Annotated in this window: 18 protein-coding genes; 12 read left to right on the plus strand and 6 right to left on the minus strand. The window is 46.9% G+C overall.

Annotation, left to right across the window (positions count from 1 at the left end; translation table 11 throughout):
- The first annotated feature begins 16 nt into the window (after positions 1 to 16).
- The gene (locus OZX70_RS01665) at positions 17 to 1,201 is read left to right on the plus strand and encodes an EpsG family protein (protein WP_277181529.1); all 1,185 of its coding nucleotides are present in this window, start codon (positions 17 to 19) and stop codon (positions 1,199 to 1,201) included.
- Positions 1,202 to 1,205: 4 nt separating this feature from the next.
- On the opposite strand, the gene OZX70_RS01670 is transcribed toward OZX70_RS01665, so the two are convergent.
- Entirely contained in the window at positions 1,206 to 2,417 is a 1,212-nt protein-coding gene (locus OZX70_RS01670; protein ID WP_277181531.1) for a glycosyltransferase, read from the minus strand.
- Between the two features lie 33 nt (positions 2,418 to 2,450).
- Positions 2,451 to 3,347, minus strand: a complete 897-nt coding sequence (locus OZX70_RS01675) for a glycosyltransferase family 2 protein (protein ID WP_277181533.1) — start codon at positions 3,345 to 3,347, stop codon at positions 2,451 to 2,453.
- Between the two features lie 226 nt (positions 3,348 to 3,573).
- On the opposite strand from OZX70_RS01675, the gene OZX70_RS01680 reads away from it, so the two are divergent.
- Positions 3,574 to 5,247, plus strand: a complete 1,674-nt coding sequence (locus tag OZX70_RS01680) for a hypothetical protein (protein ID WP_277181536.1) — start codon at positions 3,574 to 3,576, stop codon at positions 5,245 to 5,247.
- 37 nt (positions 5,248 to 5,284) lie between these two features.
- Positions 5,285 to 5,692 (plus strand): hypothetical protein, encoded by a 408-nt coding sequence (locus tag OZX70_RS01685; protein ID WP_277181538.1) that lies wholly within the window; start codon positions 5,285 to 5,287, stop codon positions 5,690 to 5,692.
- A gap of 23 nt (positions 5,693 to 5,715) precedes the next feature.
- On the opposite strand, the gene OZX70_RS01690 is transcribed toward OZX70_RS01685, so the two are convergent.
- A complete protein-coding gene (locus OZX70_RS01690) occupies positions 5,716 to 7,362 on the minus strand; it encodes a glucosyltransferase domain-containing protein (protein ID WP_277181540.1) in 1,647 nt (548 codons plus the stop codon).
- 187 nt (positions 7,363 to 7,549) lie between these two features.
- On the opposite strand from OZX70_RS01690, the gene OZX70_RS01695 reads away from it, so the two are divergent.
- Entirely contained in the window at positions 7,550 to 8,416 is an 867-nt protein-coding gene (locus OZX70_RS01695) for a decaprenyl-phosphate phosphoribosyltransferase (protein ID WP_277181542.1), read from the plus strand.
- 275 nt (positions 8,417 to 8,691) lie between these two features.
- Here OZX70_RS01695 and OZX70_RS01700 read toward each other — a convergent pair whose 3' ends face one another.
- Positions 8,692 to 10,200, minus strand: coding sequence for an oligosaccharide flippase family protein (locus tag OZX70_RS01700; protein ID WP_277181544.1), 1,509 nt, complete (start codon positions 10,198 to 10,200; stop codon positions 8,692 to 8,694).
- A gap of 133 nt (positions 10,201 to 10,333) precedes the next feature.
- Here OZX70_RS01700 and OZX70_RS01705 point away from each other — a divergent pair, with 133 nt between their 5' ends.
- The 6 genes from OZX70_RS01705 (at position 10,334) to galE (ending at position 18,677) form a co-directional block, all read left to right on the plus strand.
- The gene (locus tag OZX70_RS01705) at positions 10,334 to 10,822 is read left to right on the plus strand and encodes a hypothetical protein (RefSeq protein WP_277181546.1); all 489 of its coding nucleotides are present in this window, start codon (positions 10,334 to 10,336) and stop codon (positions 10,820 to 10,822) included.
- Between the two features lie 618 nt (positions 10,823 to 11,440).
- Positions 11,441 to 12,895 (plus strand): bifunctional dTDP-4-dehydrorhamnose 3,5-epimerase family protein/NAD(P)-dependent oxidoreductase, encoded by a 1,455-nt coding sequence (locus OZX70_RS01710; RefSeq protein ID WP_277181548.1) that lies wholly within the window; start codon positions 11,441 to 11,443, stop codon positions 12,893 to 12,895.
- Positions 12,896 to 13,153: 258 nt separating this feature from the next.
- Complete coding sequence (locus tag OZX70_RS01715) at positions 13,154 to 14,533, plus strand: polysaccharide biosynthesis tyrosine autokinase (RefSeq protein ID WP_277181550.1); 1,380 nt, start codon at positions 13,154 to 13,156, stop codon at positions 14,531 to 14,533.
- A gap of 60 nt (positions 14,534 to 14,593) precedes the next feature.
- Positions 14,594 to 15,628, plus strand: coding sequence for a hypothetical protein (locus tag OZX70_RS01720; RefSeq protein ID WP_277181552.1), 1,035 nt, complete (start codon positions 14,594 to 14,596; stop codon positions 15,626 to 15,628).
- A 166-nt stretch (positions 15,629 to 15,794) separates the two neighbouring features.
- Complete coding sequence (locus OZX70_RS01725) at positions 15,795 to 17,372, plus strand: polysaccharide deacetylase family protein (RefSeq protein ID WP_277181554.1); 1,578 nt, start codon at positions 15,795 to 15,797, stop codon at positions 17,370 to 17,372.
- A gap of 285 nt (positions 17,373 to 17,657) precedes the next feature.
- Entirely contained in the window at positions 17,658 to 18,677 is a 1,020-nt protein-coding gene (galE, locus tag OZX70_RS01730) for a UDP-glucose 4-epimerase GalE (protein WP_277181556.1), read from the plus strand.
- A gap of 284 nt (positions 18,678 to 18,961) precedes the next feature.
- On the opposite strand, the gene OZX70_RS01735 is transcribed toward galE, so the two are convergent.
- Together OZX70_RS01735 and trxA are read right to left on the minus strand one after the other, a co-directional pair.
- On the minus strand, positions 18,962 to 19,957 hold the full coding sequence (locus tag OZX70_RS01735) for a G5 domain-containing protein (RefSeq protein WP_277181558.1): 996 nt from the start codon (positions 19,955 to 19,957) through the stop codon (positions 18,962 to 18,964).
- A 417-nt stretch (positions 19,958 to 20,374) separates the two neighbouring features.
- Positions 20,375 to 20,725 carry a thioredoxin gene (gene trxA / locus OZX70_RS01740; RefSeq protein ID WP_277181560.1) on the minus strand — a complete coding sequence of 117 codons (351 nt, stop codon included), beginning with the start codon at positions 20,723 to 20,725 and terminating at the stop codon, positions 20,375 to 20,377.
- Positions 20,726 to 20,886: 161 nt separating this feature from the next.
- Between trxA and OZX70_RS01745 the strand changes: the two genes are divergently transcribed.
- Together OZX70_RS01745 and OZX70_RS01750 are read left to right on the plus strand one after the other, a co-directional pair.
- Entirely contained in the window at positions 20,887 to 21,519 is a 633-nt protein-coding gene (locus OZX70_RS01745; RefSeq protein ID WP_277181561.1) for an NUDIX hydrolase family protein, read from the plus strand.
- A gap of 26 nt (positions 21,520 to 21,545) precedes the next feature.
- Positions 21,546 to 22,391 (plus strand): alpha/beta hydrolase, encoded by an 846-nt coding sequence (locus OZX70_RS01750; protein WP_277181562.1) that lies wholly within the window; start codon positions 21,546 to 21,548, stop codon positions 22,389 to 22,391.
- Positions 22,392 to 22,657 lie beyond the last annotated feature (266 nt).

Raw genomic sequence — 22,657 nt, forward strand, 5'->3', positions numbered from 1 at the left:
GTGAGAAGGATTGTTCATGATTTACGGTGCGTTGGTCTTGTGGTTCTTGGTTTCAGGATATTGTTTTTCCTTCCTTCGGCCCAGGATCAGGAAGGTTGTTACTTTTCTTTTTTGTGCAATTCCGGCGTCGTTGCTTCTTGCTCTACGCTCTGAAAAAGTCGGGAAAGACACAATTGCCTATATAATTTCTGCTGAAGTATTCACGAGTCGCGATGGGCATTTTGCGGGTTTTGGAGCCGGATTCGAACCTGCAGACAAGGCTCTGGTCATATTATCCTCGTTAACAAGCAACCCAGGAAGAACATTTATTGTAGTGTCTTCTCTATTGACTATATTTATCGCCTTTTATGCAATTATGGTTATTTCAGACAAACCTAATATCGTATATTGCCTGTATTTTCTAACCACTTTGTACTTCTTCAATCTTTCAGCAGTACGTCAGTCTTTAGCTGTATCAGTGATCATGCTTGCTGCCGCAGTTTCCTACAAAAAACATTGGGGATTTGCTATTCTTATCGTTTTATGTGCTTGCTTATTCCACAAAACCGCACTTATTATGCTTCCCGTATTCATTCTTTCACGATGGAGAATCGGAAGCACGCTTTTGCTGCCAGCGACTGTTGTATTGACGCTTATCGCATGTGGTTTTAAGTTGTTTGATATTAACGACATATTTATAAAAGTGGGTTATCCATTGTATGCGCACTCGGAATATGCAGAAGGCGTCACTAAATTGCCGTTTGTGTTCATTGTAATGCTTTTCTTACTTTACCTTCTGTTCGAAGATTATTATCGACGACAACAGAAAGCTCGCGTGAATCAGGATTCTGCTATTGAAAATAGGGGTTCAGCTATTGAATTACCGATGGTTGAGTCCGCTGATTCATCAAGTCTGTTGCTCAATAGAGTCATATTGTATGCTGCTTGCGAGGGAATTATACTCTGCGGATTCATGTTTATATTTGGAACCATTTTTAGAATGGAATATTACATATTAGCGGTAATAATCCCGCTTGTTCCTTCAGCGTTGGATAAAATTTCTTCCCAAACGCGTAAAAAGGAAATCAAATTTTTCTATTACGCGATGTTTATTGTATTCTTCGTGCTATTTGTCATTGGCGAAGGCAACATATATGGCGTGTATCAATATCATTTGATGACTATAGATGAGTTGAATAATTGGCACCTCCCTATTCTGTAAATCTTTACTTGGCACCAAGATTTTTATATGTATTAAGTAGTTCATCCAAATAAGTCTTTTGGGTTTGGTAACGATTGTGATGGCGCTCGATAATAATCTGTTCTTGCAAGGTATCGATTAGGGTGTTATCTTCTGCCCTACGCAGCTGGTTAATAAGAGATTCGATATCACCGGTTTTGAAAAGAAGCCCATTAATGTTGTCGCGTATGTCTTCAATTATTGACGATTGATCTGAGCCAATCATCGGTATCCCCCAGCCAACCATGATTTCCTTGGGAGTGAGCGCTGCGGCTTCGTACCATCGTGATGGGAATACGCAGCACCGTACATCTTTGAGATATGATGATAGCTGTTGCTTGGGTATCCAACCGACAAATTCGATTGTCGGGTATTGTTCTGAAAGTTGCTCCATTTGATCACCGGTGCCAATCACTCTTGCTGGTAAATTCAGCTCTGAAACTGCTTGGCAAAAAAGGTCAACTCCCTTTTCTTGATCTACTCTGCCGATATAGGCATAGACATGGTTTGACGGACAATGGACTTTCACCATGCGTTGGTAATCCACTGGATTATTGATTACAGGACCGTTTAGCTTAGGGCTGTCTTTTGTGATTCTTTTCCTGGCGAAGTCGGAGACATGGATGATGCAAGGTTGCTTTCTTGTGATAAGAATGTTCTGAATAGTCTGACGGATAACTCGATATATTTTTTGAATGAAATTTCGTTTATCGCAATTGCTTGTCAGACAAGCAATTGACATTGGTTTGAGTAAACAAATCTGGTTAGTTTGGTAATTGAAAAGGCCTCCATTTGGACAATTTAAAAAGTAGTCATGAGCAGTAAGTACGGTTGGTACCTTCATTATATGTAAAGCTGAAAAAATCGATGAGGAAAGAGCTTTTGTCCAAGAATGAACATGAGCTAGTTGAATGCCTTTATTGTTTTGAAGACACTTAATCAGCATTTTCTTGGCCTTATGATTGTACAACCCGTTGATGGCTCCTTTAGCTCGGTTCGAGTTGTCCAAAGACAATGGCTGACCGGTGAGGACTAGGTGAATGTTGGTATTTCTAACAAGAGATTGATCAGCATCGTTCCCAGCTGCAAAAAATACGACTTCGTTACCAGCATCAGCGAGAATGCGGGCAGTCATAATTGCTACTGATGCCGCTCCTCCAATTACAGTAGCGGTATCATTGATAATTAGAATCTTCATTTTCAAGCTTCTTCGTACCATGTTATTTTGAAGTCAGTCAATAACCTGTCTATTTCTTGATTGTATCCGTCCAAACCGATTACCTAGGAAACGCGCGCCACAGTCACAAACGAATCGTATGAATTCAAGTGGTCTTCTTTCACGAATAAGCGTGCTGGCGATGAAAGAAAACATTCGTTTTCCTTCATGCAATTCGGAAGTTTTGTTAAACATCTGCTGATGGCTTTTAAGAAAGTGTCCGATTTCTTTGTTTCTTTTAAACTGTGCACGGATAGATAAATTATGCGAGTGAATAACTTTCGCATCTGCAGCGTAAGCAATGCTATAACCTGCATTAATGCATTTGGCGGCCATCAACATGTCCTCATTTGTATTGCACTCATCAAAGCCGCCTAGCTTCATGTAAATTTTTCGAGGATAGGCGCTACAAACATCGGAAGCAAAATAGGTTTTGATACCTAGACGTGACAGATCAGACCTATCTCGGACAAAGGAAGCTGGCGGGTAGTTGAATTCTCTCACGAGTTGTTCGAAACGGCGTGCGTCGGGTTTGGGAATTTGTCTGCCCGATGATATTGCAATATGCTCATTCTGGATTAGAGGTTTGATAAGTTTTTCAATGTACTGGTCATTTGCAGGCATTGCGTCCTGAGTGAGAAAGAGAACATAATCATACGGTAATTTCAGTACAGCCTGATGTCGAGTTAGCCCATGATTGAATGCAGCACGGTTAATAACAGTTACAGAAGCGCCATGTGAGCGAGCTTCACTGACTGTTTGGTCGTTTGAAGCGGAATCTATGACGAGTATCTCATCGGGTTTCACGGTTTGACGCTTGAGACTTTCGATGAGAGCTCCAATTGATTGCTCTGCATTCAACGTTGGGATGGCAACTCCAACTGAAGCATGAAGTGAATCATGAGTATACATATCGGTTCCTGGTCTTCAATATATTGTGTCAGCATCTATATGATAAATGACCATCACAACAAATGTATTCCTCCAATTTTTTCGGACAGGTATCCTCATCGATTGTGGCTTCAGTATTTTGTGTTGGTATGTCTCAACATGTCCGAAGAACGACTGTTGTTTCACGATCACGCGTTACTTTATAATGTATGAAGTTATTTCTAAAGTGAAAGGATTGCAAGAGGAGATGAAAACCAATATAACAAAGTGCTTGAAAGGGTTTTCTCGTCAACGCTTAAAGGCCAATTGGATCCTTCCTGTATCTTTAGTTGCATATTTGATATTGAACCTTATGAAGTCGAAGGTTTATGTTCTAGGTCTTTTGCTTGCGTTCATTGTGGCGTTTGTAGTGGCGGCTTATATTCCTTCCATCAGAAAAATTGTAAATCAGCAACAAATCGCCATAAAGCTGCTTTCCTTTTTTTCGGCTCTAGGCTGCTGTTGGTTCGGTTGTAATAGCTTATATTCTAAGTTAAATAAATATTCAGAAGTAGTAACGCGTTCCGTGCATCTTGGAGTGGGAACTCTCATCCTTCCGATCGTTGTTCTGGGATTGATCGCACTGATATTTGTTTATGTTGCAATGGTTATGTTTTGGGGATATTTGTGGAAGCGTTTCCGTGAATTGAATCTTCTGCAAGATGTGACTAAGTGCGAGTTGATATTCTATGGTGTAGTTTTTTCTATATTGGCAGTTTATTGTGTTGTTGCGTTCTGTCAATCGCGAGCATTCTATGCTGCGGGCGGTGCAAAACCATCTGACGTGATATATACCAGCGATTCAGGAATTCTTGTGAGCAATGATGCTTACTTGACATTGACCCATCAAGAAAATGATTTGCGTCAGCCTTTTTTTGCGCTTTTCGCCTCGCCATTTTGTGGAATACCATATCTGGTGAGTGTTTTATTCGGGAATAAGCTAATCGTCAAAGCGATTCTTGAAAATATTGTACAAATCGCTATGCTTGTCTTCGCTAATTTTCTTCTTGCAAAGGCATTGAGGGTAAAGTCTGCTTATCGTGTGATGTTTGTTGTCCTGTTATGTTCAACATACTCACAGCTTCTCTTTACGGTGATGATGGAACAATATATAGTAGCTTATTTTTGGATTGTCATCTGCATTTTTATAATTTGTAGTAACAAAAAACTTGGTTTACTTGAGTTCTTTGGAGCTGCAGGAAGTCTACTCACGAGTTTTGTCCTGATACCATTCGCAGTCAAAAATCCTGAAGAAAAAATAAGTGCAAAGACGTGGATCATACGTGCTTTCATCATTTGCTGCGAATTCTTCGGGATATTTTTGCTCTTTGATCGTGTGGATGTTTTTGTGCATCTTAATACGACTGTTCACAATCTTGGTCAATTTACTGGAGTTCATGCTACTTGGGGGGATAAAATCCTGCAATTTGTAGCTTTCGTACAAACTATTTTCATTGCTCCGTCTGCAGGAGTCGTGCCTCATGGGTCTGGTGCTTTCGCTTGGCATCTGATGCCTGTCCAAAGTCTGGCAATAGTGGGACTCATCATTCTAATATTGGTGATATTAAGTGCAATCTGCAATCATAAAGAGTTGGTTTGCCAGGTGTCATCACTGTGGGTAATTTTCTCGTTTCTGTTGTTGTTTGTAGTTGGATGGGGCACGGCTGAGAATGGGCTCATTCTGTATGCTCTCTACTTTGGATGGGCATACGCCATTTTGCTTTTCAAATTAGTTGTTAAAATCGGTGACATACTCAATATTCGTTTCGTAGTTCCGGTTGTTACGGCGCTCAGTATTCTGGTAATGTTTGCATACAACGTTCATGGATTTGCGGAGCTGCTTTCTTTTGCGATTACTTTTTATCCTGCCGTATTGGCTTAAGAGGTCTAAGTTGGGATATGACAGATAAATTCTCTTTGTGGCACCTGTGATGTTACTGTGTCTGACCGGTGGCTTGGCTGTGGTTATTCAAGACGAGCTAGCAACCAACGGCATGTTGTTGATACTGAGAATTATCTTGATCTTAACTGGAACATTCGGAATTATTATTTTGGCTGTTTCGATTGAGCATAATAAATATATTGCGTATATAGTTCGGAATAGTCTTGTCTTTTACGCGCTAAATGCTTTAACGCTGAATATAGTGAAACTCTTGTTCTTTCAAGTATTGCGAGTCGACGCCGCAACGTGGTTTGTTGTGTGGCAATTTAGGCTCGCAATAATTATGGTGCTGTTTGCCATCCTGCTCTTGTATGTTGAAAATTTGTTTGTTCAGCGCTTCATGTGGTGGTCTATAGGTAAACCTGCTCCGTGGCATGAGGCTTAGGAGTTAAGAAATCAATCATCTTTCTATTGGGAAGAATGAGCACCTTTATTATCAGATAATTTCACTATGAGATAGCTGTCAACCATTTTGGTACATTTTGGTGATGGGAATGAATCAAGATGGTCGGCGGCTTCTCTGAATCGAGCCGTTTTTAGCATTTTCTTATCTTGAACGAGTTTGACTGGATAGCCCATAACGTATGTGAAATAACGTTGATAAGTCAGTGGATATGTCACAGACCAATTGCTTTCGAGTCCAGTCCCATAAAGGCCTGCATATCGTTGTGAACGAGGTTGTTTGACAAATTGTTTATGTAGATTCGGGAATGCATGGTTTTCATCTAAGGAACCTATGATGACAACGGGTGTTTTGCCGGCTTGATAGCCTTTGGTCGATTCCATGTCTGAGACGACTCGTGTCATGATTGAAAGTGTGCCTTGTTCTTGCAAGCCTTTGGCGACGTACACTTGATTAGAATATACAATGTTACAAAAAATCAAGACAATTGACAAGATAGTCGTTAATAGGGGCTGGATTATCGATATCGTCCCCGTGCCAGGGGAGAGAACAGATGATTGTCGTATTCCTGTCTTTGGAATCAGCTCTAGCAACATGAAGCTGATTGGGTAGAAAAGGAAGAACGAGAAAATCATCAGACCATGTTCAAAGCCACTTATCGCGCCTATACAATTCATAGCAAGCGGCAATATGAGAATAAGGAAACAGGATAGAAATATATTTACAATTGACAATGCATTGCGATGTACTGTTAATAGTATAGCTGCAACACAGAGCAAACCGAGAGTGATGTTGATGACTCCGATCAGCATACTTGCGTGCGTTTCAGGATCAAGCAGGTAGGCGAATGGTGCAATATAAGCAGTTTTTACACTCTTGAAAGATAGCGAGGCATTGGACATTGAATTATATGCTTTGAGCTGTTTCCCTATAACTACTTTAATTATTACTTCTGCGATAGCATAAAAAATGGTAGCTGAGATAAATATGGTTAAGATTGCGAAAATTCCTCGTTTTATCACTAATCGATAGTTGATTTTCTTTAAAGTATCAGCAAGGAGCCTCCCAACGACTAAAGCGACGGTTACTGGGAGATATGCCTGGTACAGGCCCATTGACAAAACGATGAATACGGATGCACTTAGTAGGTCCGTAAATTCAGAGTTGTCGCATATGTATTTTGCGGCTAGACAGCTACAAAGTAATGCGAGCATCATGAGATCATAATAATTCATGTATGTTGCATTGACTAGCGTCATTACTGAGCAAGTTGATAGGATCCCACTGATGCAACCGGTAAGGAGAAGCGATTTAATGCGCAGTATCTTACAGATGCAGATAATCGCGAATGTGAGATACAGAGTGCCGAGTATTCCAAGAAGAAGTGGCGAATTAATATAACCGCGCATTTTGGAGAGAGGAATTTGCAAAAAGCGACCATAAGCAATCATGTAATACTGATCATCTGAAACGACTTGTGATGAATCATGTGAGAACATGGGGTTTGTCCAACGATAAAGGTGAGCACACAATCCGCTCAAAAAGGTAACTGTAAAAACAATTTGAGCTGTTTTATCGTGTAACAAGCCGATTACTGCATTGGACAATTTGTTAGTTGTCTTTTTCATTTCGGTTGTATTTGTGTGTGGCATTGTAGCTGCCTTTGTGCTTCTTGGTTGGATCTGCAATATCTTTATATTGTATATCAAGGTTTTAATGAGAATGAGAGTGGACATGTTATATCTGGGAATCTATGAGGGGTTGCGTGCCCCGGTTACTGTATGATGGATGGACATGTTTGAAGGTCTGTAGAGAGAAAGTGGCTGTAGGGATTCAGAGATGAAATACATTAAGTTAATGCGAGTACAGCATTATGTAAAGAATCTATTGGTCTTCGCTGCGTTGATGTGTAGCGGAGAATTTTTCGATACTGATAAGATCATCGCAGACTCTATTGCGTTCGTCTCGTTCTGTTTGATCTCCTCTGTGGTATATATCATCAACGACATCCGGGATCGAGATAAAGATCGCCAGCATCCAACCAAACGTTATCGGCCAATTGCTAGTGGAGCGGTAACTGTGCGCAATGCATGGATACTCGCAATCCTGTTGTTCGTGCTTTCAATGGCTGCGAATGCATGTGTGCTACATGTTGATTCCACCCTTGTTCTATTGCTTTATTTGGTATTGAACCTGGCTTATAGTTTTGGTTTAAAAAATGTTCCTTTGCTGGATGTCGCAATTCTGGTTTCTGGTTTCATCATCAGAGTGGTCTATGGAGGGATGGTTAGTGACATTACCATTTCGAATTGGCTGTATCTGGCTATAATAACTTTGGCATTTTATTTCGCATTTGGCAAGCGTAGAAATGAGTTGCAAAAAGGTAAGAATACCGAAGCTGGCGAAACAAGATCGGTACTAAAGTATTACACTCTGAATTTTTTGGATAAAAGTATGAATATGTGTCTCACTTTGGCGATTGCCTTTTACTCCTTATGGAGCATTGACGGTAAAACTGCTTCTTTGTATCATGGCAAATATTTAATATTCACCGTGCCTTTGGTCCTTCTTATTGTGTTGAAATACAGTCTCACGGTTGAAGGCGATTCAGATGGTGATCCGGTCGAAGTGTTGTTGCACGATAAAGTACTGTTGCTGCTCTGCGTGGTGTATTTGCTTATTATGTTCGGGATGTTGTACTTATAGACACGAATGACGTGGTGCGAATTAATCTGATGTAAGATGTGACTTTTATGCTTTTGTCCGTCCCGTTCTTAAAGATTTGAACGTGGGCTATTCGGTGATGACTATAGTTGATGTCCTTGTGACGTGTACTGTTTTCGCTTTGACTGTCGATCGGCAATAAAGGTCGTTGGTTTGAACTTTGCTGGAATTGCAAAGTAGTTAGGAGAGTGCGTTCTGCTCTCTTATCCTGTCCTGAGGGACGATAGAAGATGAAGATTTATATTCCCAATCGTCTGTCAGCGTTGATGTTTGACGAACTTCTTTTGTATAAATTGCCGCTCGTCCTTTGACAAGACGAAAAGCCAAGAGGCAATGGAATACAGGAATACATAAAGACAACCCATGAACAGAAATCGCTTTAGACTGATGACGGGTATTATTGTGGTCAATAGCAAGCAGATAACCGTCACGGCTGCGCTAGTGACCAAGGTAGGAACCATTTTTGCCCAGAAGTATTTCATACTTAGGCCTAGGCGAAATTGGAAATACCAATTCATGAAGACACCAGTGCTCAAAACGACGCTAACCACATAACCGATAGTGGTGGCCCAATAGCCGTATTTCGGTATAAATACTACTGATATGAGAATATTCAAAAAGGCAGTCACCACATATGCCAGGCTACGGGCCTTTTGTTTGTTGCGTGCCCTTTGTATTGCCATACCCGTGTTTTGTGTTAGATCGAATATCTGCGGTAGCGTCATAATGAGAATCATTAAATAGGCATCATCAAAGCCTGATCCCGCCCAAATCGTAATGAAATACTTTCCTACGACGATAAAACCACAATATAGAAAACAGAATACAATCATCTGGTATCTGCCGACATGCGTCATGAGCTGGGTGAGTTCGATGTCGTCGTTACTTGTCGCAACAATCCTGTTGATTTTCGGTACAAACACATTCATTAGCACGGTTGAGAGCGGCATAAACAGTGACCTTATTTGTAATGCTACTGCGAAGACCGCTACCGTACGCGCACTAGATAAGGCGCCGAGCAAAAAATTCGGTGCATAGCTATTTACTATATCAAAGATCTGGTTAAGGAAAATCCAAAAACTGAATGAGGCGAGACTTTTGAATAGAGTTGAATCGAACGATGAAAAACTGAATCTCATGCGAAGTTTTCGCACCGCGTAATTCATATTCAGTAATAATAAAATTGTCGACATGATGGCTTTTGCGCTTGCTACTCCCACCGCTCCAAAACCAAGGTACAGCGAAAAAACGGCCAAAACTGGTACTGCAATGCTCGTTGCCAGCTGTCGTGACTGTTGGAAAACAAATCGTTCATGAACCATGATATATGAGTCGAATACAGTTCCGGGAAATGAGATGGCAACGCTGTAAACCATGATGGCAATGAGTTTTTTAGCCAGTTTTCGTTCGGATTCGTCAAGTCCTTTTGAAAATAAGAAATCGACGTTTGTAAACAATACGCAGCCGCATAGTACTGCAAGTGCAGCTATTGCGATAAAGATAATGAGGTACATCCCGTTGAGTTTCCAGATTTCTTTTTCTGCGTGTTTGGCTTCTCGCGCGGAATAAAACTTCACATAGGCAAAATCAAAACCCATGGTCAGAATAAGTAGGGCCTGTACTACTGAATTGGTCATCTGGAAGACGCCATAATCATCCTGGCCAAGCATTCGAATCAGAAGGGGTGTATATAACAGATTTATGATTGTAGTTGCTATGATATTGATATAGCCAACCGCTGCGCCTTTCCCGCGTTCTCCTGCCACTGTACATTCCATTCTTTATTTGGGCCCGTCGCTATATGATATGATTTTACTCATATAACGGTATTTTTATAGAGGGCGTGAACGATTGAACTGGTCGTATATTGCTAGTGACTTACTCAGGTATGAAGGCCGAGTGAGTGTTCTTCCTTTTTTACATGCATATTTACGTAATGCCTCCTTTCGTTTCCAAGTAGCTTTCAGGTTGCGCTCCAGGGGAGGGAAAATCACTAGGATTGTGGGGCTTGTGCTATGGATTTTAAATTTGACACGACATCGTATACAGATTCCATGCAATACCGAAATAGGACATGGCCTATATATTGGGCATGCTGGCCCGGTTGTAGTGAGTCCGGATGCGCAAATCGGTGACAATGTCAATTTATCACAATTTACGACAATAGGTTCCAATGAGGGATGTGCTGCTCGTATTGGTAACGCAGTTTATATAGGACCAGATGTTTGTGTGGTGGAAAACGTCTCCATTGGTGATGAAGCCACTATCGGTGCAGGTAGTGTCGTTACCAAAGACATACCTGCTAAAGCCACAGCTGCTGGCAATTATGCAAAGGTTCTGAATTATAAGAACCCTGGTCGATATATAAAGAATCGTTGGAAGATCTGATTTGGTTTTTCGGGTTATTATTATTTATCAAATTTCGAGGAACACATGTCTAAGTTGAGAAGTTTTCGTAAATTTGTATGGATTTTTTAATCTCAGAAACATCCGCAGTCCTTTATCGGATTATCTATATGACGTGTAACTGATTCCTTTACTCGTCTCATTAGTAATGAGATTTCCTGAGGTTATGTAAGCAATGATAGATCTGAGTCCAGCGAATTATTGGATATTTCCAAATCAATTAAAATCATTGGCTCTTATTATATGCTATGGATTTAACCACTACTCTAAACAAGATGTTATGAGGTATAGGAGAGCAAGGTCCTGTACCCGCTGATATTACCGTTTCTAGAGGCTATAGGGTCGACAAAGGAGTACACTCTAAAGAGTCTGCAACGTATGGCAATGTTCTTGATATGTTACATAAATAGCATTCTCAGAGTAATATGGCGGCTGATTGATATGTTTGACTGGGCGATACGATTTCCGAGTTTCCTATGGTGCCGAGGCCAAGTGCAAGGGGTGAAACAGGTGATTTTCTAAGTGTACTGGTTTTTATGGCATGATGATTTGTGATTTTTGTCTAATACGGTTTTGGAAGCATCAGTAAGGTACAGCAATATGGCATTCGAATTCGAAAAGGAACTGAGAGTCACCAAGACGAACATTCCGGGGCTGTTGGTGCTCGATCTGCCGGTGCACGGCGACAACCGCGGCTGGTTCAAGGAGAACTGGCAGCGTGCCAAGATGACGGCTCTGGGACTGCCGGACTTCGGGCCGGTGCAGAACAACATCAGCTATAACGATAAGAAGGGCGTCACGCGTGGAATCCACGCCGAGCCGTGGGACAAGTATATCTCGATCGCCGCCGGCGAGATCTTTGGAGCGTGGGTCGACCTGCGTCCCGGCGAGAGCTTCGGGCAGGTCTATACGACCCGTCTCGACCCGTCCCGTGCGATCTATGTGCCGCGTGGCGTGGGCGACAGCTTCCAGGCGTTGCAGGACGGCACGGTCTATACGTATCTGGTGAACGCGCACTGGTCGCTGGAGCAGAAGAAGACCTACACCTTCGTCAACCTCGCTGACCCGGATTTGCATATCGATTGGCCCATCCCGCTGGAGGAGAGCGAGCGCAGCGAGGCCGACCTGCATCACCCGATGCTCAAGGACGCCAAGCCCATGGCTCCGCGTCGCACGTTGGTGACTGGCGCGAACGGACAACTTGGCCGGTCGATTCAGGCGTATGTCAAAGGGCATGGCCTGCAAGGCTTCGAGTTCACTGACCGTGATACGTTCGATTTCTCTAATCCCTCTTCTTATAAGAACTATGATTGGAATCTTTACGGCACCATCATCAATGCCGGTGGTTACACTGCGGTCGACAAAGCAGAAACCGAAGAAGGCCGTAGAACGGCATGGGGTACGAATGTGCACGGAGTAGCACTGTTGGCTAAAACTGCGCAAATGTATAACCTTACTTTGATTCATGTTTCCAGTGATTACGTTTTCGACGGTGAGGTTCAAGAGCATACGGAAGACGAGGGATTTGCCCCGCTCGGTGTCTACGGTCAGACCAAAGCAGCTGCCGACGCGATTGTCTCTGTTGTTCCACGCCACTACATCATCCGATCAAGTTGGATTGTCGGCGACGGACACAATTTCGTTAGGACTATGATGAAGTTGTCTAATCGTGTGGCTGACCCGAATGATGAACTAACTCAGGTTAAGGTGGTCAATGACCAATATGGCCGTTTGACATTCACTGATGACATAGTCAACGGCATTTTCCATCTGCTCACTTCGAGTGCAAAGTGCGGAACGTATAATCTTACTGGTTCAGGGTCAGTGATGAGTTGGGCAGAAATTGCAAGGCGAGTATTCGAAAAAACTAATGGGAATAGTGACAAGGTTGTACCGGTTACCACGCAAGAATATTATGCGGAAGAAACTGGCTTGATTTCCCCTAGACCCACGAACAGTTTTTTGGACTTGGTGAAGCTAGCAGATGCAGGTTATGAGACCGGTGATTGGGAACAAAACCTTGCTGAATACATTGAAGGTCAGCAAAATTTGTAAAATCGTTGTGCCTTAATCAACATATTTGTGGAGATATATTACTTGGTACGTGTGATGCTTTGATTTCATTTTTGAATTGAGACATTGGTGGTTTATGTTAAAGTGATTGAAATATGTTGAGTAATTTATACTTGTATTTTTGTTGGTAATATGCTTAATCTGTAGTCAATTACTTATTTATTTTATAAGAACATCCGCATAGTAAGCTATCCTGATTTGGTTAGGTTCGACTTGCGAAGTGCTTCGGCGGAGGATGTTATGGCGGATGAGAGCAATCCAAAAGAATTAACTTTAAGAGACGTTTTGAAGATGCTGCGTAAGCATTTGGTTTTTGGCGTATTGATCGGTCTTGTTGTTTTTTGTGTCGTGGCCGGGTATGGTTTGCTGAAGCCTGCGGAATATACAGCAACTTCTCAAGTGCTTGCTTCGTATTCGGTAAAGAACGCAAGTCCCGATGAACTATCATCGGGAACAACTTACTTGTCGTCTCAAATTAAAACTTTCCCGGGATTAATGAAGTCTCAAGCCGTTTTGAAACCGGTGATAGATGACCTCGGTCTGCACGCGAGTGTGTCTAGTTTGGCTAAGGACATCGAGGTAACGAATCCTCCTGATACGTTTTTGCTTAATATCAATGTTACGACGGATAATGCCGATACCTCATTAGATGTTGCTGATTCTATTACTAAAAGCTTTAAAAAGCAGGTAACTTCATCTGCTTATGGGTCATCTAAGTCAGCTTCAGCCTCTAATTTCGACTTTTCTGTAATACAGCAGGCAGAGCTCTCTGGCAGCAACAAAAAAACTTCCGTATTTAAGTATTTGTTTGTGGGGTTGATACTAGGTATTATCGCTGGCTTAATAGCGGCTTTGCTGAGGGAGATTTTGGCTGTTCATGTCAATGATTCAGATACTGCCGAGACCATCTTGGGAGTCCGCAAAATGGCCTCGCTTCCTAGTTCGCCGTTATATGCCGAAAAGACTCCTGTCGTTATTTCCTCCCCTGAAAGCCTTGAAGCAAAAGCTTTCTTGCACGTTCAGAATACAATTGAGTGTTTTGATGCTGATTCCGAAGATGATTCTGGACGGTTGATTATCGTCGCCTCGTCTCAGCGTGAGGAGGGGCGAACGACTTTTGCCGTCAATTTAGCGGCGTCTGCGGTAAGCGAGGGAAAGAGTGCGCTCCTTATCGAGGCCGACGATCAGCCACAAATCGCAGAGCGGTTGGATCTGAACGCGAATTCGGGGCTTTCGGATGTATTGTCGCAGAATGCTTCATTGATAGATTGCATCAAACCTTATTGGAAACCCAATTTCCATGTATTGCCCGCGGGTAGCCGTCTGGGCGATCCGGACATTCTTGCCAGTTCCCGCATGATGCGAGAACTGCTTAAGGCCGCCTGCCAGCAGTATGACTTCGTTATCGTTGATGTTCCGCCGATGTCTGTTTCAAGTGCTGCGGTTGTCTTAGGCAAGCAGGCCGATGGAGTGCTCATGGTGGTCGGCAACAAGATTTGCACAAGAAGCGGGCTGACTTCTTCTGCTGGGCGGTTTAAAAGCGTTGAAGTGCCTATTCGCGGCTTCGTATGGAATTTTGACGACACAGAAAAGAAATCGGAGAAGCCTCGTTCTCATTGATTTGACGTGAGGTTGATTTTCTTGTGTTAGCGGCGGAAGCCATAGGAAAGGCTGGGCGGGATGACAAAGTCGGGTAAGGATGACGAGGGAGATTCGAACTCCTCAGATGATCAGTCTTTGGTCTTTCCTTCGATGAAGGCTGCCAGGAATGGTGGTCAGAGGCCGGGACAACAGCCTACGCCAGCATTCACTTTTCCTGCTGTGCGTAAACGTCATAATTCTGTTGGAAAGCCAGGAGCGGAGACTGTTGCTTCTAACGCGAATAACCCTCAAGGGTTTGCGTTTCCCGTCTTGCATGCGTCGGATTCCAAAAAAACTTCAGATGGCTTGAATATCAAGTCATCTGACTTTCCAAGTCTTAATCAGGGCACGGCAAAGTCGTCTGAAGCGAAGCTGACTGCAACTGAGCCATCTGAATCGTACCCGTCTGAGACAAATTCTTCCTCTCATGCTGCAAATAATGTTCACCGAGCTGCTTCGGCTTCGACAAAGCCCATCGTAGGCATCGATACTCGACCTGCCAAGCCTGAAACGCAGGGCAATGATTTTGACCAAGCTCCTGCACTTCCTCTTCAACCTTCAAATGAGAATCCTTCGGATTCACCTGAACGGTCAGCTTCTGCCGTCAAATTCTCTCCTTTGATTCCAACCGACTCTGATGGCAAGCATAACGTCGATCCAAATGAACCCAATGATTCTGCGGTAGAATCTTACACGGCTTCGAAAATCGACAAAAAACCGAAGACTGACGGCAATAATGCTGGAACACGACGTGTAGCTTCCGCATCCGAAGCGAATATGCCTTTGCCTGCTTTTGAGCCCGTGTTGCCGCCCCGTTCAGCCTCTCCTCGCCACATTGCGAAGGCCAATCAGAGAAGCGGAAATCGTGACTCTAGCAACGCGGTTGATTCCGTGGACGAGCTTTCGGCATTTGAAGATATTCCCATCGATGAGAGCGTGGGCGAAAGTCTGCGATATGGGGGCGCACATAAGCCGGATCAAGCGGATAGCGGCAAACCGCGTTGGTGGAAGTTGTTGCTTGTCGGTGTGGTCGTCTTCGTTGTGGAGTTTGTTGTCCTTAATCTGCTTTTCTGAGCCCCTTCTCCCGGTTGTGTCGACGGGCTCTAGGCGGGTGGCGGATAGGATATTTATAATTATTTAGTAGATTTTGCTCTTTTCTGCTTGTTTATGTAGTGTACTGCTTAAGTGGTGTTTGTCGTTGAATAATTGAGAAGATCGTACCGGCAGATAAGAGTGAACGATGAGAGGGAAGAGCAAGCGTAAGAAGCCCGTGTCGTGTGAAGCTGGCATCCAGCACGGTGCCGAAGCTGTTTCCGCTGAACCCTCTGCAGAACCCGCTATGGAGCCTTCGCAAAATACCTTACCTGTCGTTGTTGCCAAAGTTTCCCCTGAGTCTTCTGATAATCTAGAAGAAAAGATTCCGGAAGTCCCCTCAGCTGAATCCTGTTCTGCTGAATCTTCCACGCAACTTTCCGAAGAACCATCTACAGACGAGCCGTCTACTGAAGAATTGCCTAACGACAAGCCATCCAGCGAGGAACCGTCTACTGAAGGATCATCCAGCGACGAGCCACCAATCGAAGAACAAGCCATCGACGATATCAAGTCGCACAAGATGCCCAAGTGGGCGTGTGTCTCGTTAATTGTCGTCCTCGTGTTGGCCGTCGTACTCGCGCTGACCGGCGCGGGCGTATGGGGCTACAATCATTTCCGTCGCATCACGATAACCGTCAACGGTGCTGAGCAGCAGGTGAGAGTAGACACGACTCTCGGCAAGCTGGCGGCGGATAACGATAATTTCGGCGCGAAACCGGGCATGCTACTTTCCATTTCGGGCAAGATTCTTAAAGGTGCCGGGGGAGGCCCGGTAACGTATACCCTTGATGGCAGGAAAATCAAGACTGACGGTTCCGTAAAAGACGCGGCAAAAGATGATAATTCCCAAACGCAATCGGTCAATGTGCCCTCCGCCCTTGACGAGGTCAGGATTCCCGAGAACGCGAAGATAACCGTGAAAGACGGCAAGGACGTCACCGAAAAGCACGATATCCAGCGCACGATGATTCCGTTCGGTGTCAGTGTCAACGGCCACGGCGTCATCCAAAAGCTCACGCAAAAAGGTGAGCAAGGCAGCAAGGAAGTGTGGGTCGGAAAGATTTCCGGCGAGAAGGTGGACAAAGGCGTGGTCAAGGAGCCGAAAAACGTCGTCGTCGATTCGTTCTCGCCCAAGCCCGCAAGCCGCAAGGTCGTCGCGCTGACGTTCGACGACGGCCCCAGTCAATACAGCGGACCGATTCTCGACATCCTGAAAGAGAAAGGCGCCAAGGCGACGTTCTTCGACGTTGGCAACGGCGCGGGGGCGTGGCCGCAATTCGAGCAGCGCATGGTGGCCGAGGGCCATCAGGTGGCCAGTCACAGCTTCTCGCATCCCGATATGTACAAGCTCAATCCGGACCAGCTTCGCCAAAATATCACGCAAGGGTTCGCCAGTATCAAGTCGGCTTCCGGGGTTGAGACCAAGATGTTGAGGGCTCCATACGGTGACTTCGGGCCTGACCAGTGGCTTCAAACCAGCGATCTGATTGATTATAACGTGATATGGACCATCGATACGAAGGATTGGAAGAAGCCCGGTGCGCCGGCGATAAGTAGCGCCGCCCTTACGATGGCATACAACGGCGCGGTGATCCTCATGCACGATGGCGGCGGCGACCGGACGCAGGATATCGCGGCGCTCCCCGGCATCATCGACGGGCTCAAAGGCCAAGGTTATGAGCTCGTGACGATTGACGAGCTCATGGCGATGGATGGCAAGTAATCGGGGTGTGGCCTTGGGATTAGGCACGGTTGCCTGACTCGACATGGTTCTTTTGGCTTGATTTTTAGATGTGATGTCAGAGCAATCTGCGTCTTGTTTGCGCGAGTATTCTCCGCCGTTTCGGCAACGGAGAGGTGTTAACCTTGTTGATTGTGGGGCGGCGTTTTCAGCCCGCCTAGGCAGCACGCAAAAAGTACGGATGTTGCATATTGTTACAAAACGTGTGTACTATATGTGTGCTAATGTTATGTTTTGTTAGATTGTGGCAAAATGAAGGAGCACAAAATGACAACTGTGTTGGTTACCGGAGGGGCCGGATATATCGGCACGCACACCGATGTGGAGCTGCTGAACAAGGGGTACGACGTCATCAGCGTCGACAATTACGTCAATTCGGTGCCGGAAGCGCTCGACCGCGTCAAGACGATTACCGGCAAGGAAGTCAAGCGTTACGACGGTGACGTGCGTGACGAGGAACTGATGAACCGCATCTTCGAAGAGAACGACGTCGACTGGGTTATTCACTTCGCTGGTCTCAAGGCCGTGGGCGAATCCGTCGCCAAACCGATCGAGTATTACGATAACAACCTCACCGGTACTATGGTGCTTTTGAAGACCATGCGCGACCACAACGTCAAGAAGATTATCTTCTCCTCGTCCGCCACCGTCTACGGCAAGGCCGAGCACCTGCCGCTTACCGAGGACAGCCCCGTCGGCGGCACCACGAACCCGTATGGCACCTCGAAGCTTTTCCAGGAGCAGATCCTGCGCGACGTCTACGTTGCCGACGATACCTGGACCATCGTGCTGCTGCGTTACTTCAACCCAGTCGGAGCCCACGAGTCCGGCCTGCTCGGCGAGGACCCGAAGGGCATTCCCGCCAACCTCACCCCGTATATCGCCAAGGTGGCGTTGGGCGAGCTCAAGGAAGTCCAGGTCTACGGCGACGATTACCCGACCCCGGATGGCACTGGCGTGCGCGATTATATCCATGTGGTCGATTTGGCGAAGGGTCACGTCGCGGTGATCGACAAGATCGGCAAGCCCGGCGTCTACACCTACAATCTCGGCACCGGCCACGGCTACTCCGTCCTCGAGGTCATCAAGGCCTACGAGAAGGCCGCCGGCCACAAGATCCCGTACACCATCAAGCCTCGTCGCCCCGGCGACATCGCGGCTTGCTACGCGGATTCCTCCAAGGCCGAGCGTGAGCTGGGCTGGAAGGCCGAGCTGGGCATCGACGAGATGGCCGCTTCTTCCCTCAACTGGCAGACCAAGAACCCCAAGGGCTTCCGCAAGGACTGACGAGATTCTTTAGGTTGATTGAATAAAGGCTGTTGCCATGCTTCGTGCATGGCAACAGCCTTTTGTTATGAGCGAATCAATGTGGATTGCCGCAGTTACTCGCTGCTGTCTCATTGAAATAGAGGTCATTGAATCGGCTCAAATTGTTTATGAACGTAAACAAACCTAATTGTTTATGTTCATAAACAAAATATAAATAAAGTAGAGATTCGCTTCAGATACAGATTGAGGCTCCCGGCGTATACCGGAAGCCCCAATCTCAAAAGTTACGCTACGTTAGAAACTCAGTAGCTGTGAGCAACCTGCCAGTGGGCGTAGGCGCCCTGCACGCCGCCGTAACGTGCGCAGTAGCCCCAGAACCACTTGAGCTGAGTCTGATAATTGGTGGCCCAGTCATCGCCGGCGCTCGACATCTTGCTGCTGGGCAGTGCTTGGGGCAGACCATAAGCGCCAGAAGGATTTTGCGCGTTGACGCGCCAGCCGGATTCGTGGCTGATGATGAAGACGGTGGCGGTGAAGTCGGCTTCTGAGCCACCGGTGGAAAGCAGGTAGTCATGCGCCCACTGCTGCATCTCGCCGACCGGAACAGTGGAGCCGATGTTGGCCGCGTCGCTGGAAACGGAAGAATTGGAGCCGGTGCCTACGAGGATGACCTTGTCGACGGGAGCCTGCTTGACGAATGAAGTGAATACGTTGGAGGAGATGGTCTTCTTACCTGCCTTGGTAACCAGGCTGGTGGTTTCCATCACGCCTTCCTGTCCCTCGGACTGAACCTTCTGCTGACCCTTGGGCAGGTCTGAGGTTTCCTTGGTCACGGTGTTGAAACCGATGGGAGCATCGGAAGTCTCGAGATTCGCGTTGGCGCGTTCGATGCTGATGACCGTGGACTCGTTGACTTTGGTCTTGAGGCTTGGATTGACGACGTCGCCGGTCTCGAGGGTGATATCGCCCTGATCGAGCACGGACTTGACATCGGTGAAGTGGGAGCCGACCACAGCGCGGTTCTTGCCGTTGATCTTGACGGTGACGTAGGTGTCGCCGGCTTTGCCGCCGCGAAGGTCTTCACGGTCGGTGCCGCGGGAGACGCCGAGCGCGTTGGCGTCGGTGGCCGAGTACGAAGTGACGCGGTTGACGGAATCCTGACGTGCATCATGCGAGTGAACGGCGATTGCGCTGCTGCCCACCAATGCCACAACCGCTACTACGCCGGCCGCGATCTTCGTCCACTGGCGTTTGCTCAGCGACCTCAAGGTCTTGGTTTGCTTACGGTGGTTAGCCATATGCCTTTAATGCTCCTAGGTAGTCCTACAGTTCAAAATGCGTCGAATTACAAACGCACCATACAACTCTCATCTCATATCTCTTTCGCACGTCTCTCACGTGCGGGATGCAACGCCGCAACTTCTCAATCCGCCTTGGCGGGTCATCACTACATCACAAAACAAACATAATTATAACGCACTGGCGCGAAAATCTTGTGTTCAAACGAGCAAATAACGATAATTAATAAAAAGAATTACGTATTACGCTTCGAAACGCTGTTATTCTGTCGCTTCAATAACAAATATGCCGAAAGCCAAACGTTCGTTGGCAATCGGCATATCGCTTTACGTGAAAATAGCTGAGGAATTATTCGGCCTTTACTAGGTGGTTACTAGATGGTCTCGAGTGTTTCCAGCGTCAGGTTCTGAGTCAGCTCAGGCGTTGGCGCCTTCCTTGGCATCGACATCAAGGGCACGGGCCTGCTTGATGACCTCGTCAAGATCGGAAGCGCGAAGGGCCCCGGCCTGCTTGAAGATAATCTGGCCTTTCTTGGCGATCATCAGGGTGGGGACGGCCTGAATCTCGGCCGCCGTGGCGAGCTCCTGGTTCTGGTCGATGTCGACCTTGCCAAAGACGATGTCGGGGTTGGCCTCGCTGGCCTTCTCATAAACCGGGCCGAAAGCCTTGCACGGGCCGCACCAGGTGGCCCAGAAATCAACGAACACCAGCTCGTTGTCGGTGATGGTCTTTTCAAAGTTTGTTGCCGTCAAAGTCTGTGTTGCCATGATTATGGCTCCTTCCGCTTGTGCGTTGCACCATTTCGTGGGCTTTTACCTCGCGAACGATGTAATGACCAGTCTCGCAGTAAACCCAAACATTGCTAAGCCAGTGACGAAAAGGCCGTTCGTCTCGCGCATTCGTCAGCCATTCCGCCGATAATGGAGCCATGGCAGTCTTGAATGATGAAGTGCCCGACGAGGGCGATTTCGATGCGGGGCGGCATCGCGGCGAATTCGATGGCATCACCCCTGAGGACTTTGTGCGCGGCGGCAGCAATGGCAACCCTCCTGGCTGGCTGACGCCACACGATATCGACGAGGCGCGCGCCAAACTTCCCATCGTCTATGCCGAAGTGGTTCCGGTACGCACCGACGACATGGGCCGCGTCAGTGCTGTCGGTTCGCTTCTGCGAGTGCGTGACAGCGGCTCCGTGGAACGCACACTGATCACTGGCCGCATTCTTTTCCACGAGACCATCCGCGAGGCCATCGCCCGCAACATCGCCAAAGACTTGGGGGATCTTGCCCTGCCCATCTTGCCGGCAAGCCTCCAGCCGTTCACCGTCGCCGAGTTCTTCCCGACTCCAGGCATCTCGGAGTTTTACGACCCGCGCCAGCACGCCATAGCGCTGTGCTACGTGGTGCAGATTTCCGGCGACTGCAAGCCGCTCGACCCGGCGCTCGACGTGGAATGGTGCGATGTGGATAGCAAACAGCTCGACACGTTCATCGCCCAGATGTCCGGCGGTCACGGCCAGATCGTGCGCCGCGCGCTTTCGTGGGCCGGAGTGGACGAATAGATTTTGGAATAACCGGAACAGGCAAAATGAATATTCGCATTAATAATAAAGTCTATCGTTCCGGCAAAGGCGTGCCTCTGATTCTGTTGCATGCCTTTCCTGTGGATGCGCGGATGTGGGATGATTGTGTCGCAAGTCTGGTTCGATTGGGAAGGGAACGTAAGGTTGTGCCCTTCCCGATCTGGGCGCCGGATACGCCGGGTGCCGGCGATGCCTCGATTCCCGATGTGCACGCTACCGGTGCGCTCGCCGACGATGGGGCGTACGCCGAGGCGATGGACAAGGTGGCCGAAGCCTTCGTTTCGATGCTGCATATCGCCGGTCACGAAAAGGCCATTTGGGTGGGGCTTTCGATGGGCGGCTATATCGCGATGGATATTCAGCGGCTATTCCCGGAAACCGTTGCCGGGCTTGCGTTGTGCGACACCACCACGATTGCGGATAGCGTTCAGGCCCGTGCGAATCGGCTCAACATCGCGGAAACCTGCGAAAGTGACAACACCGTCGAACCGGTGATGCATTTCGCGCGTCCTCAGGCGGGGGATTCGACAGTCAAGCAGAGCCAGCGTTTTCAGGATTTGCTGACCGGCTGGATTCACGATCAACGCCCGGAAGGGCTTGCTTGGCGCGAGCGCATGGCCGCGGGCCGCGTCGATACAACCGACCAGCTGGCACGGGTAACCGCTCCCGTCGCGGTCATCTGCGGCGAGAACGACCCTTCGAGCCCTCCGGCCAAGATGAAGCCGATTGCCGACGCCATGACTTCCACCTCTGTCGCTTTCACCGCGATTCCCGATTGCGGCCATTTCAGCGCCGTCGAGCATCCCGACACGGTCGCGAACGCTTTGCTGGACTTGGTCGAGCGCGTATAGCCGAGCGTTCGTTCGATTCATAAGATGCACCTATCCGATGCCAACGTTGAAAAGGTGCAAGTTAGTCGAGCAAAAGTGCATTTATCTGACGCTACCGTCGGAAAAGTGCATTTTACGGCTGCAAAAGTGCATGTTTCTGACGGTGGCGTCTGAAAAGTGCACTTTAGAAGGCAAGCAGGTTGTCGCCGTGGGATAATGGCTAATCAGCTATAGTATTTCATACAATGACGCGAGTAATTCACGGCATAGACGCGTCTGAAAGTCTA

This window comes from Bifidobacterium sp. ESL0732, assembly GCF_029395535.1.
Classification (GTDB): domain Bacteria; phylum Actinomycetota; class Actinomycetes; order Actinomycetales; family Bifidobacteriaceae; genus Bifidobacterium.

Bases quoted from the DNA above. Each gene is read 5' to 3' on its own strand.
- OZX70_RS01665 (WP_277181529.1), top strand. From the start codon at position 17: ATGATTTACGGTGCGTTGGTCTTGTGGTTCTTGGTTTCAGGATATTGT.
- OZX70_RS01670 (WP_277181531.1), bottom strand. From the start codon at position 2,417: ATGAAGATTCTAATTATCAATGATACCGCTACTGTAATTGGAGGAGCG.
- OZX70_RS01675 (WP_277181533.1), bottom strand. From the start codon at position 3,347: ATGTATACTCATGATTCACTTCATGCTTCAGTTGGAGTTGCCATCCCA.
- OZX70_RS01680 (WP_277181536.1), top strand. From the start codon at position 3,574: ATGAAAACCAATATAACAAAGTGCTTGAAAGGGTTTTCTCGTCAACGC.
- OZX70_RS01690 (WP_277181540.1), bottom strand. From the start codon at position 7,362: ATGCCACACACAAATACAACCGAAATGAAAAAGACAACTAACAAATTG.
- OZX70_RS01695 (WP_277181542.1), top strand. From the start codon at position 7,550: ATGAAATACATTAAGTTAATGCGAGTACAGCATTATGTAAAGAATCTA.
- OZX70_RS01710 (WP_277181548.1), top strand. From the start codon at position 11,441: ATGGCATTCGAATTCGAAAAGGAACTGAGAGTCACCAAGACGAACATT.
- OZX70_RS01715 (WP_277181550.1), top strand. From the start codon at position 13,154: ATGGCGGATGAGAGCAATCCAAAAGAATTAACTTTAAGAGACGTTTTG.
- OZX70_RS01720 (WP_277181552.1), top strand. From the start codon at position 14,594: ATGACAAAGTCGGGTAAGGATGACGAGGGAGATTCGAACTCCTCAGAT.
- OZX70_RS01725 (WP_277181554.1), top strand. From the start codon at position 15,795: ATGAGAGGGAAGAGCAAGCGTAAGAAGCCCGTGTCGTGTGAAGCTGGC.
- galE (WP_277181556.1), top strand. From the start codon at position 17,658: ATGACAACTGTGTTGGTTACCGGAGGGGCCGGATATATCGGCACGCAC.
- OZX70_RS01735 (WP_277181558.1), bottom strand. From the start codon at position 19,957: ATGGCTAACCACCGTAAGCAAACCAAGACCTTGAGGTCGCTGAGCAAA.
- trxA (WP_277181560.1), bottom strand. From the start codon at position 20,725: ATGGCAACACAGACTTTGACGGCAACAAACTTTGAAAAGACCATCACC.
- OZX70_RS01745 (WP_277181561.1), top strand. From the start codon at position 20,887: ATGGCAGTCTTGAATGATGAAGTGCCCGACGAGGGCGATTTCGATGCG.
- OZX70_RS01750 (WP_277181562.1), top strand. From the start codon at position 21,546: ATGAATATTCGCATTAATAATAAAGTCTATCGTTCCGGCAAAGGCGTG.